At 70.8% G+C, this 14,181-nt stretch carries 9 protein-coding genes; 1 reads left to right on the top strand and 8 read right to left on the bottom strand.

What is annotated here, in order from left to right; all coding sequences use genetic code 11:
- Window positions 1-44: 44 nt before the first annotated feature.
- From ACN6LB_RS21530 to ACN6LB_RS21495, 8 genes are all read right to left on the bottom strand, one after another.
- On the bottom strand, window positions 45-2,999 hold the full coding sequence (locus tag ACN6LB_RS21530; protein WP_445027334.1) for a M14 family zinc carboxypeptidase: 2,955 nt from the start codon (window positions 2,997-2,999) through the stop codon (window positions 45-47).
- Between the two features lie 165 nt (window positions 3,000-3,164).
- Entirely contained in the window at window positions 3,165-4,154 is a 990-nt protein-coding gene (gene whiA, locus ACN6LB_RS21525) for a DNA-binding protein WhiA (RefSeq protein ID WP_356393842.1), read from the bottom strand.
- Window positions 4,145-5,215 carry a gluconeogenesis factor YvcK family protein gene (locus ACN6LB_RS21520; RefSeq protein WP_445027333.1) on the bottom strand — a complete coding sequence of 357 codons (1,071 nt, stop codon included), beginning with the start codon at window positions 5,213-5,215 and terminating at the stop codon, window positions 4,145-4,147. Before ACN6LB_RS21520 ends, whiA begins: the two co-directional genes overlap by 10 nt.
- A complete protein-coding gene (rapZ, locus tag ACN6LB_RS21515; RefSeq protein ID WP_356137928.1) occupies window positions 5,212-6,189 on the bottom strand; it encodes an RNase adapter RapZ in 978 nt (325 codons plus the stop codon). Before rapZ ends, ACN6LB_RS21520 begins: the two co-directional genes overlap by 4 nt.
- A complete protein-coding gene (uvrC, locus tag ACN6LB_RS21510) occupies window positions 6,186-8,225 on the bottom strand; it encodes an excinuclease ABC subunit UvrC (protein WP_445027332.1) in 2,040 nt (679 codons plus the stop codon). The genes rapZ and uvrC overlap by 4 nt, the downstream gene beginning before the upstream one ends.
- 109 nt (window positions 8,226-8,334) lie before the next feature.
- Window positions 8,335-9,006, bottom strand: a complete 672-nt coding sequence (locus ACN6LB_RS21505) for a response regulator transcription factor (RefSeq protein WP_356137932.1) — start codon at window positions 9,004-9,006, stop codon at window positions 8,335-8,337.
- A gap of 412 nt (window positions 9,007-9,418) precedes the next feature.
- A complete protein-coding gene (locus ACN6LB_RS21500) occupies window positions 9,419-12,094 on the bottom strand; it encodes a nitrate- and nitrite sensing domain-containing protein (protein ID WP_445027331.1) in 2,676 nt (891 codons plus the stop codon).
- Window positions 12,095-12,161: 67 nt separating this feature from the next.
- Window positions 12,162-13,508 (bottom strand): ABC transporter substrate-binding protein, encoded by a 1,347-nt coding sequence (locus tag ACN6LB_RS21495; protein ID WP_445027330.1) that lies wholly within the window; start codon window positions 13,506-13,508, stop codon window positions 12,162-12,164.
- A 264-nt stretch (window positions 13,509-13,772) separates the two neighbouring features.
- Here ACN6LB_RS21495 and ACN6LB_RS21490 point away from each other — a divergent pair, with 264 nt between their 5' ends.
- Window positions 13,773-14,135: a LytR/AlgR family response regulator transcription factor gene (locus ACN6LB_RS21490; protein ID WP_356137938.1), complete on the top strand. Its 363-nt coding sequence runs from the start codon at window positions 13,773-13,775 to the stop codon at window positions 14,133-14,135.
- The last annotated feature ends 46 nt before the right edge of the window (window positions 14,136-14,181 follow it).

Raw genomic sequence — 14,181 nt, 5'->3', positions numbered from 1 at the left:
GGGTAAGGAACGCCCACCCTGTGCGGGAGACCGTCGGGCCTCGCTCAGCCGCGCAGGGCCGCCAGGGCCTTTCCGATCAGGGCCGTCCGGTCGGCCGCCGCGGTGACGTGCTCCAGGCCGAAGCCCAGCAGCACGGTGTCACCCGTGGTGACCGCTCCGTACGTCTTGAAGAGCTCTCCGACGCGCGCCCAGTCCTTGAGGACGGCCGGGCTGCCCGGAGGCGGTCCGGCAACGCTCCAGGCGCCGAGGGAGGTCTCGAAGCCCTCGTCCTGGGTGGCGGTGCCGCCCAGGACGAGCGAGGTGTCGTCGGCGAGGACGCCGTGGCCGCCGGAGCCCGGGTCGGTGACGTAGCTGAGCGAGACCTGGACCGACTTGCCGGCGTAGGCGCTCAGGTCGAAGTTCACCTGCTGCCAGCCGGTGGAGGCGCCCGTGAAGCTGTTCCACGAGCCGCTCGTACCGGTGTTGGTGCAGCCGGTGGAGCCGACGGTCAGATACCGCTTGAGCCAGGGGTGGTCGGCCACGTAGTACCCGGCCTCGCACTCGGCGGGCACGGCCGTGCTGGTGGCGCCGCCCGCCTCGGGGAGCGTCGTCCAGTCGTCGGCGCCGGTGGTGTGGATCTCCAGGATCGCGTGGTCGTAGCCGGGCTCGGTGTCCCACAGGAGCTGCGAGCGCAGTGTCGGCTTGTCGGCGGCAGCCACACCGGTGAGGTCGATGGTGCGGGTGAGGCGCTTGTAGGCGTCGTCGGTGTGCACGGCCGCCGCCATGTAGGAGCCCGCGTAGGGCCCGTAGGGGTTGACGGTCCCGGCGAACTGGCCCGCTCCCGCGCTCGCGAACTGCGGATACGTGGCGACGGGCAGCGAGTCGGAGGTGACGCCGTAGGTTCCCGCAGCGTTCAGCGGGTTGCCCGGGGCGTCGCCCAGCGCGCCGGTGAAGCCGCCGAGCTTCCCCGAGCCGGTGAAACCGGTTGCCCCTGGGGTGGTGGTCCGGGAGTAGGCGCCCAGGTAGTACTGGCTGAAGTCGTTCGACAGGGTGCCGTCGCCGAGGTCGACGGAACCGCCGGCGCTCTCCCCCGCCTCGATCAGCTTGCCGCCCTCGTTGAGGTAGGCGCGCAGCTGGAGCTGGGTGGCGTTGCCGGGCCGGACCGCGCCGGTGTAGTGGACGACCGTCTTGAAGTGGTCGAGGACGCCGAGCGCGTCGGGGGCGCCCAGCGTGGCGACGTCCCAGACGAGGGGCTTGCTGCCGTTGGCCTTGAGCGCGTCGACGTATGCCTGTGCCTGCGTGGCGGTCGCGCCCTCCTCGGCGACCACGAGCGCGTCGGCGCGCGGCCGCTCGGCCACCGTGTAGGTGAAGTGCGTGCTGGTGGTGCGCTTGCCGCCCCTGGTCCTGCCCGTGAACCAGACCTCCACCTTGTCGCCCGGGTCACCGCCCTGGACTTTGGCGCGGTACTCGTCGAAGTACAGGTTGTCGGTGCCACCGTACGTCTCGCCGCCGCGCCAGGCCTTGAGCGCCCTGTCATGCGTACGGCCGCCGTTGACGCGGTACTTGAGCTCCTTGTCGCGCACGGACCGGCGTGCCACGACGGAGACTTCCTGGTCGGCGCCTCGGGCGTACGACGTCGTGAAGCCGGCCGGGGTGAAGTCGGGGGCGGCGATGCCGACCGAGGAGGACGGCTGATCGGGGTGCGCGACCGTCTCGGCGACCGAGAGCGCGAACGGGATGTTCTTCTCGAACTCCTGCTCGATCAGCTTCTCGTCGTCCGGGAAGGTGAAGACCGAGGCGCAGTCGGCCGCGTTCCAGGCGTCGCCCGGGTCGAGGTTCGACGCGGTCTGGCAGGTCGACATCTCGGGGGTGAACATCCCCATGCCGTTGACGTTGCCCGCGTGGCCGTCCGCCTCGCCGTTGGTGGTGTAGAGCTCGGAGGAGAGCTGGGAGTGGTAGCCGGGGATGGCCGGGTTCTCCGGCGTGCCGGCGAGCGCCTTGTAGAGCACGTCGTCCGGGCTCGGCGTGGCCACCTGCCAGCCCACCCCGTAGAGGAGGAGTTCGGCGGCGGAGTGGTAGTTGATGCCGTACTTGAAGCCGATGCGCTTCTCGAAGGCGTCGAGGGCCTTCGTCTCGGGCTCGGAGCCGGGGCTCGCGCCGCGGTAGGTCTCGCTGGTGGCGTTGGGGGACGAACCCTCGTCGTCGTAGCCCCACTTGTAGGAGAAGTTGCGGTTGAGGTCGACGCCGTCGCCGGTGGTGATGACGCCGTCGCCGTTGATGTCCCGCAGATTCTTGCGCCACTGGCGGGCGGTGGCGTCCTTGAACGTGTAGTCGTAGCCGTCGGGGTTGGCCGACAGCACGAACCACAGCTCGGTGGAGTCGACGATCTTCTTGATGCGCTTGTTCGTCGCGTAGTTGTCCAGGTAGTAGTGCATCAGGCGCCGCGTCATCTCGGGCGTGATCCACTCGCGCGCGTGCTGGTTGGACATGTACAGCACGGAGGGCTTGGCGCCGTCCTTGGTCTTCTTCGCGCCCTTGGTCAGTTTGAGCGCGAGGATGTCCTGGCCGTTGACCGTCTTGCCGATGGAGACGACCTTGGTGAGGTCGGGGTGGGCCGCACCGGTCCTGACGATCTCCTCCTGGAGATTGCCCTTTCCGCTGTACGGGCGGAACACGCCCTGCGCCGCGTCGTCCACGCGCGTCTCGGCCTTGGCCGAAAGGGTGTGCTCGGTGAGGTCGACGCCCTGCTTCTCCAGTTTGTGAGCCTGCTTGTCGGTCAGATAGACCTCGACCGTGGCCGTGCCCTTGTCCGGCGCTTGTTCGCCGAGTTCGTGGCCGTCCTGTCCGGCCGCGAGCAGCAGGGGTACCTGCTGCTTCGTGACCTCGGCACGGAAGACCTTGACGGCATCCGCGTCGGGTTTGGGTGCACTCGCGCTCTCCGCGTGGGCGAGCGGCGCCATGCCCGCCCCGCCCAGCAGGAGTGCGCCCGCAGCGAGGATCGCTCTCGCTCTTCGTCTCATGAGCCCCCCTTGCACAGGTTCGCCACAGCAGCGAACAGATGCCAGGCTCATGACACTTCATGGTCAAGTCAAGAGTGCCTCAAGGACGGAAAAACGCCGGTGCCGAGGCCCAAGTGGGCATCGGCACCGGCGTGTTGAGAGCCCGCTGTTGCGGCTGAGCGGATGTCAGCCGACCAGGTTGTCGGCCATCTCCTCGGTCAGGTTGGACTCCGTGCCCGGAATGCCCAGGTCCTGGGCCCGCTTGTCGGCCATGGCCAGCAGACGGCGGATACGTCCGGCGACGGCGTCCTTGGTCAGCGGCGGGTCGGCGAGCGCGCCCAGCTCTTCCAGGGAGGCCTGCTTGTGGTCCATACGCAGCCGGCCCGCCGCCGCGAGGTGCTCCGGCACCTCGTCGGCGAGGATCTCCAGGGCGCGCTGCACGCGGGCCCCCGCGGCGACCGCGGCGCGCGCCGAGCGGCGCAGGTTGGCGTCGTCGAAGTTGGCGAGGCGGTTCGCCGTGGCGCGCACCTCGCGGCGCATCCGCCGCTCCTCCCAGGCCAGCACCGACTCGTGCGCGCCGAGGCGGGTGAGCAGGGCGCCGATCGCGTCGCCGTCCCGGACGACCACGCGGTCCACGCCGCGCACCTCGCGGGCCTTCGCGGCGATCGAGAGCCGGCGGGCGGCGCCGACCAGCGCGAGCGCGGCCTCCGGGCCCGGGCAGGTCACCTCCAAAGAGGAGGAGCGGCCCGGCTCGGTCAGCGAGCCGTGCGCCAGGAACGCCCCGCGCCAGGCGGCCTCGGCATCGCAGGTGGCCCCCGAGACCACCTGCGGGGGCAGCCCGCGGATCGGACGGCCGCGGCCGTCGACGAGCCCGGTCTGGCGGGCCAGCTGGTCACCGCCCGCGACCACGCGGACGACGTAGCGGGAGCCGCGGCGCAGTCCGCCGGGCGCCATCACGATCAGTTCCGAGCTGTGGCCGAAGATCTCCAGGATGTCCCGCTTGAGCCGACGGGCCGCCATCGCCGTGTCCAGCTCCGCCTCGATCACAATGCGCCCGCTCACCAGGTGAAGGCCGCCCGCGAACCGCAGAATGGCGGAGACCTCCGCTTTTCTGCAGCAGGTCCGGGTGACGGGGAGCCGGGAGATCTCGTCCTTCACCGCTGCCGTCATCGCCATGGGCCGATCCTTCCATGCATCCGAAAAATACGGTCGTACGCGGCGGCCAACAGCTCCGGGTCGTGCCGCGGAGATCCGTCGGTCCGGGCCACCGGCGCCAGCTCGACCGCCGCTCCGAACCGCTTGGCGGCATCCGTGAGCGACTCCTGATCGGGCACGGCGGCCTCGTCGGCCAGCACCACGTCCAGGGCGAGTTTAGGGGCGTGTCGTCCCAAAACCTCCAAATGACGCTGCGGGGAGAAGCCATCGGTTTCTCCGGGCTGCGGGGCGAGGTTCAGCGAGAGCACCCGGCGCGCCTTCGTCTGGGTGAGGGCGTCGAGCAGTTCGGGCACCAGCAGATGCGGGATCACCGAGGAGAACCAGGAGCCGGGGCCGAGCACCACCCAGTCCGCGTCGAGGACCGCCGCGACGGCCTCCGGCACGGCGGGCGGGTCGTGCGGTACGACGTGCACGGACTGCACCTCGCCCGGTGTGAGGGCGACGGTGGCCTGGCCGCGCACGGTGTCCACGTCGTCCGGCCGGTCCGGGTCGTGGCCCTTGACCAGCGCCTGGAGCTCCAGGGGTACGGCTGACATGGGCAGGACCCGGCCGTGGGCGCCCAGCAGCCTGCCGACCAGGTCCAGGGCCTGGACGTGGTCGCCGAGCTGCTCCCACAGGGCGACGATCAGCAGGTTGCCGACCGCGTGCTCGTGCAGGTCGCCCTGGGACTGGAAGCGGTGCTGGATGACGCGGGCCCAGGTCTGGCCCCAGTCGTCGTCGCCGCACAGCGCGGCCAGGGCCTTGCGCAGATCGCCGGGCGGCAGCACGCCCAGCTCGTCGCGCAGGCGCCCGCTGGAGCCCCCGTCGTCGGCCACGGTGACGACGGCGGTGAGGTCGCCGGTGATCCGGCGCAGCGCGGCGAGCGAGGCGGACAGCCCCATGCCGCCGCCGAGGGCGACGACCTTGGGCTGGGCGCCGCGGCGGCGCGGCTTCCCGCCGCGCGCCGCGGAGGTCCTGCCCGCGGTCCCCTCGGGGGTCACGCGGCGCAGCCTGCTCAGCCGCAGAGCGGCACGTCCGGTCATTCGCGACCCATGTCCCTGTGGACGACCACGGTCTCCACGCCCTGGGAGGCGAGACGGGCGGCGAGCTTCTCGGAGGTGGCCACCGAGCGGTGCTTGCCGCCGGTGCAGCCGACCGCGATGGTCACATAGCGCTTGCCCTCGCGGCGGTACCCGGCGGCGATGAGCTGGAGCAGCTCGGCGTAGCGGTCGAGGAACTCCTTGGCCCCGGGCTGGTTGAAGACGTACGCCGCGACCTCCTCGTTGAGGCCGGTGAAGGGGCGCAGCTCCGGGACCCAGTGCGGGTTGGGCAGGAAGCGCATGTCCACGACCAGGTCGGCGTCGACCGGCAGGCCGTACTTGAAGCCGAAGGACATGACGGTGGCCCGCAGCTCGGGCTCCTCCTCGCCGGCGAACTGGGCGTCCATCTTGGCGCGCAGCTCGTGCACGTTGAGGCTGGAGGTGTCGATGACCAGGTCGGCGTCGCCGCGCAGCTCGCGCAGCAGCTCGCGCTCGGCGTCGATGCCGTCGACGATGCGGCCGTCGCCCTGGAGCGGATGCGGGCGTCGCACGGACTCGAAGCGGCGCACCAGGGCCTCGTCGGAGGACTCCAGGAAGACGATCCGCCGGGTGACGTGCTTGGACGCCAGGTCGGCGAGCGAGTCGCGGAGGTTGTCGAAGAAGCGGCGGCCGCGGACGTCGACGACGACGGCGATCCTCGCCACGTTGCCCTGGGAGCGGGCGCCGAGCTCCACCATGGTGGGGATCAGCGCGGGCGGCAGGTTGTCGACGACGAACCAGCCGAGGTCCTCCAGGCACTTGGCGGCCGTCGACCTGCCCGCTCCGGACATCCCGGAGATGATCACCAGCTCGGGGATGGCCGCCTCCGGCACTCCGGCCGTCTCCACTGTCGTGCTCTCCTGTGCTTCCTGCGTGCCGTCGTCGGCCTGCGCTTCTTGTTGCTGTGGTTCTTGTTCCTGGCGTTCGTTCTCGTTCATGTCTCCTGCCCCCGTCGCTCGTCCGGGGCACCCGCGGTCACGGGTGCCCCCTCGGAACCCGCCGTCGTCTCGGGTTCGTCGTCTTCCATGATCTCTCCAGTCGCCGTGTTCACGGCGGGCGCGGCCGGGGCCGCCTGGGCGAGGGCCACGGCGATGGTCTCGGCCGTCTTACGGCCTATGCCGGGGACCTCGCAGATCTGGTCGATTGTCGCGGATCGCAGCTTTTTCACCGAACCGAAGTGCTTGATCAGCGCCTGTTTGCGAGTCTCACCGAGTCCCGGTACGTCATCCAGGGGGCTCGCCCGGAAACGCTTGGCCCGCTTGGCGCGCTGGTAGGTGATCGCGAAGCGGTGGGCCTCGTCGCGGACGCGCTGCAGGAGGTACAGGCCCTCGCTGGTGCGCGGCAGGACCACCGGATCGCCCTCCTCGGGCAGCCAGACCTCCTCCAGGCGCTTGGCGAGGCCGCAGACGGCGATGTCGTCGATGCCGAGCTCGTCGAGGGCCTTCTTGGCGGCCGCGACCTGCGGCTGACCGCCGTCGACGACGACGAGCTGCGGCGGGTAGGCGAACCGCTTGGGGCGGCCTTCGTCGTCCTTCAGCTCGTCCACCTCCCCGTCCGCCCACTCGCCGGTCTTCTCCTTGTCGGCGAGATAGCGCCGGAAGCGGCGGGTGATCACCTCGTGCATCGAGCGGATGTCGTCCTGCCCCTCGAAGCCCTTGATCTGGAAGCGCCGGTACTCGCCCTTGCGCTGCAGCCCGTCCTCGAAGACCACCATCGAGGCCACGACGTCGTCGCCCTGGAGGTGCGAGATGTCGTAGCACTCGATCCTGAGGGGGGCGCTGTCCAGGTCGAGGGCCTCGGCGATCTCCTCCAGGGCGCGCGAGCGGGTGGTCAGGTCGGAGGCGCGCTTGGTCTTGTGCAGGGCGAGCGACTGGAGCGCGTTGCGCCGCACGGTCTCCATCAGCGCTTTCTTGTCGCCGCGCTGCGGGATGCGAAGGGACACGTTGGATCCGCGGCGCCCGGTCAGCCACTCCTGGACCGGCTCGACGGGGTCGGGCAGCGCCGGGACGAGCACCTCCTTCGGTACGGAGTCGCCCGTCTCCTCTCCGTAGAGCTGCTGCAGCGCGTGCTCGACGAGGTCGCCGGTGGTGACGGCCTCCACCTTGTCGGTGACCCAGCCGCGCTGGCCGCGCACCCGTCCGCCGCGTACGTGGAAGATCTGCACGGCGGCTTCCAGCTCGTCCTCGGCAAGGGCGATCAGGTCGGCGTCGGTCGCGTCGGCGAGGACGACCGCGCTCTTCTCCATGGCCTTCTTCAGGGCCTCGATGTCGTCGCGCAGCCGAGCCGCCCGCTCGTACTCCATCTCCTCGGCCGCGTCCGTCATCTGCTTCTCCAGACGGCGGATGTACGTGCCCGTCCGCCCGGCCATGAAGTCGCAGAAGTCCTCGGCCAGATCCCGGTGTTCGTCGGCGGAGACGCGCTCGACGCAGGGGGCCGAGCACTTGCCGATGTAGCCGAGCAGGCAGGGGCGGCCGGTGCGGGCGGCGTTCTTGAACACACCGGCGGAACAGGTGCGGACGGGGAAGACGCGCAGCAGCAGGTCGACGGTGTCGCGGATGGCCCAGGCGTGGCCGTACGGGCCGAAGTAGCGCACGCCCTTGCGTTTGTGGCCGCGCATCACCTGGACGCGCGGGAACTCCTCGTTCATCGTCACCGCGAGGTACGGATAGCTCTTGTCGTCGCGGTACTTGACGTTGAACCGGGGGTCGTACTCCTTGATCCAGGAGTACTCCAGCTGAAGTGCCTCGACCTCCGTGGACACGACGGTCCACTCCACCGACGCCGCCGTGGTGACCATCGTGCGGGTGCGCGGGTGGAGGTTCGCCAGGTCCTGGAAGTAGTTGGCCAGGCGCTGGCGCAGGCTCTTCGCCTTCCCGACGTAGATCACCCGGCGGTGGTCGTCGCGGAATTTGTAGACCCCGGGAGAGTCCGGGATCTGTCCCGGCCTGGGGCGGTAGCTGGAGGGATCGGCCATGTCACACACCCTACTGGCGAGGGCTGACACCGCGTCGGCCTCCCGGCCCGCCCTGTGGACAGCGCCGTACGGACCTGCGAACCGACCTGCGAAGGTGCCTGACCGTGGCCTAGCGGGACTCCAGGAACTTCAGTACGGCGAGGACCCGGCGGTGGTCGTCCGGCTCCTCCTGGAGGTGCAGCTTCCCGAGGATGCTGCGCACGTGCTTCTCGACGGTGCCCTCGGTGACCCACAGCCGGCGGCCGATGCCGGCGTTGGAGCGTCCCTCGGCCATCAGCGCCATGACCTCGCGCTCCCGGGAGCTGAGGAAGGACAGCGGGTCGTCGCGGCGCCGTGCCGAGACGAGCTCCGCGACGAGTGAGGGGTCGATGACCGAGCTGCCCCGGCGGATCCGGTCGAGCGTCTCGATGAACTCGTCCACGACGGTGATCCGGCTCTTGAGGAGATAGCCGACCCCGCTGCCGCCGGAGAGCAGCTCCAGGGCGTCCTCGACCTCGATGAACGCCGACAGGACGAGGATCCCGGTGCCGGGATGGCGCTCGCGGATGGTGCGGGCAGCCTTCAGGCCCTCGGTCGAGTGGTTCGGCGGCATTCTTATGTCGATGATCGCGAGGTCCGGGCGTTCGCCGGTGACCAGCTCCAGGAGGCCCGCGGCGTCGCCTGCCTGGCCCGCGACCTCGTAGCCGACGCGTTCGCACAGGCTGGCCAGGCCCTCTCTCAGCAGTACGTCGTCGTCGGCGAGGACCACCCGCCCCCGATCGGACCGCTGCGCTGCGTCCATGGCTCCCCCTGTCCGCTGTGCCCGCCCCTGCGAGGCCTGCCGCTGGCGGCCTTCCGGACGGGGAACTTACGGCTAGCCGGAAGCCTAGTTGGGGGCTGGCCGTGACGACACCGGGACGTTTCACAGCCATGCTGGAAGCAGTGCGGTACATGTGGACCCGTCGCCTCGGGGCGAGGGGCGAGGGTCATCGGGCGAAAGGCTGCGGGAGATGCGGCGGACACGGATCGAGAAGCCACGGCGATCGACCCGTGTCCGCCGTGAAACGGACGACACGCTCTCCCTCCGTGCCCTCCTGGACCCGAGGGACCCGGCGATCGTGCGCGCCAAGCGCCACCCGGACGCATCTCACGACGGGAACGGCCGCCGTTCCTAGTTCCTGAGTGCCGCCCTTTCTGGTGCCGCTCTTCCCGGGTCATGCCTGTGTCCCCGGCTCCCGCAGCGGCAGCCGTACGTCCAGGGTCGTGCCCCGGCCCGGCGGGCTGGTGACGGTCAGGCGGCCGCCGATCGCCTCGACACGGTCGGTGAGTCCGATGAGGCCCGAACCGCCGCCGGGCTCCGCTCCCCCGACACCGTCGTCGCGGACGGTCAGCTCCAGGACGCCGTCGGCGACCTCGGCCGCGACGTGCACCACGGTGGCGCGCGCGTGCTTGGCGGCGTTGTTGAGGCACTCCGAGGCCACGTAGTAGGCGGCCACCTCCAGCGGCTCGGGGAGACGGCGCTCCGGCAGCCGCAGGGCGAGTTCCACGGGTACGGCGGAGCGGCGGGCCAGGGCGCGCAGCGCGGGGCCCAGTCCGCCGGTGGAGAGGATGGCCGGGTGGATGCCGCGGGACACCCGGAGCAGGTCCTGGAAGGCGTCGTCGAGGCCCTTGCTCACATGGTCGAGCTGGAGGGCGAGTTCGGACGAGTGGTCCTCCAGCATCGACTCGGCCGTCCGCAGGTCGAGTTGGAGCGATACGAGGCGCTGCTGGACGCCGTCGTGCAGATCGCGCTCGATACGGCGGCGGGAGGCGTCCCCGGCGACGACGACACGCGCGCGTGAAGCCCTCAACTGGGCGCGGCCGTCGGCGTTGGCGACCGCGGTGGCGATCAGTTCGGTGAAGTCGGCCAGCCGCGATTCGGTGCCCTCGGGGAGCGGTCCGCGCAGCGAGGAGACGACGACGACCCCCCACAGCCGGTCGTCGACCACTACAGGCGTCCCCACAGAGCGCTCGACACGGGCCGCGCGCCGTACCCGTGCCACCGCGCGCGCCACCGCCTCCCCCTCGGCCACGATCGCGTGCGCGGGCCCGAGGACGGTGAGGGCGCCGTCGGACTCGTACCGCAGCACGTCCGCGACCGCGGTGCCCAGCACGCGCCCCACTTCCTCCGCGACCGTCGCGAACACGTCGGTAGGGGGGACGCCGCTCGCCACCAGGGTGGCGACCCGGCGCAGGGCGGCCTGTTCGCGGGCGGCCCGGCGGCTCTCGGTGACATCGCGCGCGGCGGCGTACAGGAGGCCCTGCTCGGGGACGGGGCGGACGCTCCACTGGAGCCAGCACTCACTGCCGTCGTCGCGTATGCAGCGGTTCTCGAACTCGCCGAGTTCCAGGCCGCTCTCGAATTGCCGCAGGACGGCACGCGTGCGTGCCCGGTCGTCCTTGTGGATGAACTCCATGAAGGGCTTGGACAGGAGCGTCTCGCTCGTGTGACCGAGCGTGCGCTCGAAGGCCGGGTTGACGCGCTTGAAGTAGCCGTCGAGTCCGCAGATGCACAGCAGGTCGAGGGAGAGGTTGAAGATGCTCTCCAGTTCCTGTTCGGCCTTGTCGCGCCGCCCTTGCGCCGCCGCGAAGGACGCCATGGTGTCGTTCATGCCGTCCAGCAGACCCGCCCAGGTGCCGTCGAACGCGTCGACGTCGGCACGGTGTTCGAGCCGGTTGTCGTCGATCGCCGTGTTCATGGCGCGGATCTCGCCGGCGAGCCGCTCGGTGGTCACCCGCAGTTCGCGGAAGGTGTCGGCGACGGCGCCGAGCTCGTCGTGCCCTCTGTAGTGGATGTCGTACGACAGATCGCCGTTCAGGAGTGCCCGCGCGCCCGCGGAGACCTCGCCGAGGGGGCGGGTGATGGAGCGGCGCAGGGCCAGCGCGAGGAGCGTGACGACGACCAGTACGAGCAGGGAACCGGTGAGGTCGCGCCCTTCGCGCGTCCACGCGGCGCCCAGTTCGTGGTCCGCCGTGTCGGCGAGTTCACGCGCGGCCCGGTCCTGGATGCCGCGCAGGGAGTCGATGCGGGCCTCGGAGACGGTCAGCCAGCGTGCGTACGAGACCCGTTCGAAGGCCTTCGGGTCGGGCGCGGCAAGGGCGTCGCGGACCGCGCGGACGGCTCGGCCGGGGGCTTGGAAGAGGGTGCGGTACAGCGCGGACTTCAGCTCGGCCGAGGTGGTCTGCCGGAAGGCGTCGAGCTGGGCCTCTTCGAGAGCGGGCCAGCGGCCTGCGGTGGCGGGGTGCCGGGCGGCGGGTTCGTCCAGCAGGACGGCCAGTTCGGCCCGGTCGCGTTCGGCGGCCTCGATGGCCTCCAGGAGTGCGATGTGGGCGTCGGCGGCGCGCCCCAGCGCCCTGGAGGGGCGACCGGACTCCAGTGTCGTGACCGTGTCGAGCAGGCTGTCCTCGGTGCTCTGGTACGCGCTCATCACGGCCCGCGGGGCGAGCGAGGCGGTGCCCGTCTGGGGGCGCAGCGCGTGCAGTTGGCGGCGTACGGCGTCGAGCGTGCCCGCGACGTCGATGCCGTGCCAGGAGCCGGCGCGGTCGGTGGCCCGCTCCAGCGCGCGGTCGGTGGCCCGCTCCGCGGCGGCCCGTTCTTCGAGGGTGTCCGGTCCGGGGCGCAGCCGGGCGAGCACGGCGGCGATCCTTTCCCGGGCCACGGCGTCGGAGACATCGGTGGTCGCCAAGGACACCTGCGTCGCGTCGCGGAAGTCGCGCAGGCTGCGCGCCTCCTCCTGCTGGGCCAGGGCTCCGAGGGCGGTGAAGGCCAGCAGCGCGGTCACCGGCAGCAGCACGAGCAGCATGAGCTTGCGGCCGACGCGCAGGCGCGCGAGGAGTGGGGGGCGCTTCATGACCGGGTCCCGCCGTCCGGTGGGCCCGAGGTGGGGTCGGCATGTTGTCGGCTTGCGGCAGGGCGGCTCATGACTCGCCCTGCGGGTAGCCGTCGTGGGCGGCCAGGTCCTTGTCGATGGCCGCGACCGCCTGGTCCAGCGCCTGGCGGACCGGAGCCCCGTCGAGCATGATCCTCGCGAAGGCCCGGGAGAAGGCGTCGGTGATCGCCGGATACGCGGGCGTCCGCGGCCGCGGCACCGCGACCCCGTTCCTCAACTGCTCGATGAACAGCCGCTCGGGGCCCTTCGTCCCGAACCGCGGCGACAGCCGCACCGCGCTGTTCGTCGCCGGGATCGCGCCGTTGGCCACGCTCATCCGGTACACCTGCTCGGGCTTCAGCAGATGGGCGAGGAAGCGCCAGACGGCGTCGCCGTCACCGGCGTTCGACGTGATGCCCCACTGCCAGGAGCCCATCCCGGTGACGGTCCCTCTGCCGAAGTCGGGGAGCGGTACGAGGGCGACGTCGCCGGGGAACGCCTTGGTGAATTCGCCGTACTTCCAGTTCCCCACCCAGGAGATGACGCTGCGGCCGGCGGCGAACGCCCTGCCGTCCTTGTCGGGGTCGACGAGCCCGTCCTTCTGCCAACTCTGCAGGACGGTGAGCGCTGTGACCGACTCCGGGCCGTTGAGGTAGCCGTCGGCCGTGCGGTAGTGGACGGGGTCGACAAGGGCGCCGCCCGCGGACTCCACGGCGGGCGCGAAACCGTAGGTGTTCCACTCCTCGCCGGGCGCCACGTGGCTGAGCCGCAGGTCGAGCGGTCTGCGGACGCCACGGGCGCGCAATGTGTGCAGGATGCCGGTCAGTTCGGTGGCCGTCCACGCGTCGCCGATGCCCTTCGGGATGCGCACACCGGCCTTCTTCAGGACCGACGGGCGGACGAAAAGACCCATGCCGGAGTCGAAGGTGCTGATGCCCCAAAGCCGTCCGGCGTAGGTGCCCTGCGCACGGATCGAGGGCAGCAGATCGGACCGCACGCTCTTTGGCACACAGGAGTCGATCGGCTTCAACTTGCCGGACCACGCATAGCTGTAGAGGTTCGGGCCGTTGAAGTCGAGCAGGTCGGGCAGATCGCCGCTGGCCGCGGCGGAGAGCACCAGATCGGTGTACGGGCGGGCCCTCGGAAGGGGGACCAGTTCGACCCGCACCTCTTTCTGCGCCCTGTTGAACTCCTCGGCCTGGCTGCGCAGTGTGCCGAACTCGCTGCTCTGTCCGGTGTGGTACCACACCGTGATGTGAGCGGTGCCCTCGATCCTTCCGTCGCAGGTCGTGTCGCCCCGTGCCGTCCTGCCCCTGTCCTCGCCGTGCCCCCCACCGCCACAGCCGGCCAGCACGAGGGCGGCGCCCAACACCCCGACGGTCAGGGCACGGTGCACCGGGCGTTTCCTCGGACTCCTGTACGGCGCCTTCATCGCGCACCCCCACTCGACCGAACGACACGGCCTTCCCAGGGCACCGCCATGCTACCGCCCGTGACGCACCACTGCGCTGAGTGAGCAGGAACCTGCGGAATGCGCAAGGGACTTGAGCACATTCCGGCTAGCCGGTAAGGACACACACCAGGTAGCCGGTAGCGACGGACCCGGCGGTTTCCGGCTAGCCGGAAAGCGCATTCGGGCAACTGTTGGCACCCTGTGTGCATGTCCATGCGCTGTCTCCTCGTCGATGACAGCGCCCGCTTCCTGGAAGCCGCGCGTACTCTGCTGGAGCGTGACGGGGTAGAGGTCGTCGGCGTCGCCTCGACGGGCGCGGAGGCACTCGCGCGAGCGGCGGAACTGGCACCGGACGTGGTTCTGCTGGACATCGAACTCTCCGACGGGGAGAGCGGCTTCGAAGTCGCGGAGCGGCTCACGCGGAGCGTCTCGGCCAATGTCATCCTCATCTCCACACACCCCCAGGACGACCTTCACGAACTCGTCGCCGCCAGCCCGGCCCGCGGCTTCCTGCACAAGTCCCTGCTGTCGGCACGGGCGATACGGGAACTGCTGGGCGCCGCACCCTGACACCCCGAGCACCTGGAATTCGCCGGAGACGAGCCATTGCGGCAAC

It is taken from the genome of Streptomyces sp. SAS_270 (genome assembly GCF_052543295.1).
The sequence above is the reverse complement of the archived record's forward strand: the minus strand, read 5'-3'. Positions and strand labels throughout refer to the sequence as shown.

Bases quoted from the DNA above. Each gene is read 5' to 3' on its own strand.
- ACN6LB_RS21530 (WP_445027334.1), bottom strand. From the start codon at position 2,999: ATGAGACGAAGAGCGAGAGCGATCCTCGCTGCGGGCGCACTCCTGCTG.
- whiA (WP_356393842.1), bottom strand. From the start codon at position 4,154: ATGGCGATGACGGCAGCGGTGAAGGACGAGATCTCCCGGCTCCCCGTC.
- ACN6LB_RS21520 (WP_445027333.1), bottom strand. From the start codon at position 5,215: ATGACCGGACGTGCCGCTCTGCGGCTGAGCAGGCTGCGCCGCGTGACC.
- rapZ (WP_356137928.1), bottom strand. From the start codon at position 6,189: ATGAACGAGAACGAACGCCAGGAACAAGAACCACAGCAACAAGAAGCG.
- uvrC (WP_445027332.1), bottom strand. From the start codon at position 8,225: ATGGCCGATCCCTCCAGCTACCGCCCCAGGCCGGGACAGATCCCGGAC.
- ACN6LB_RS21505 (WP_356137932.1), bottom strand. From the start codon at position 9,006: ATGGACGCAGCGCAGCGGTCCGATCGGGGGCGGGTGGTCCTCGCCGAC.
- ACN6LB_RS21500 (WP_445027331.1), bottom strand. From the start codon at position 12,094: ATGAAGCGCCCCCCACTCCTCGCGCGCCTGCGCGTCGGCCGCAAGCTC.
- ACN6LB_RS21490 (WP_356137938.1), top strand. From the start codon at position 13,773: ATGTCCATGCGCTGTCTCCTCGTCGATGACAGCGCCCGCTTCCTGGAA.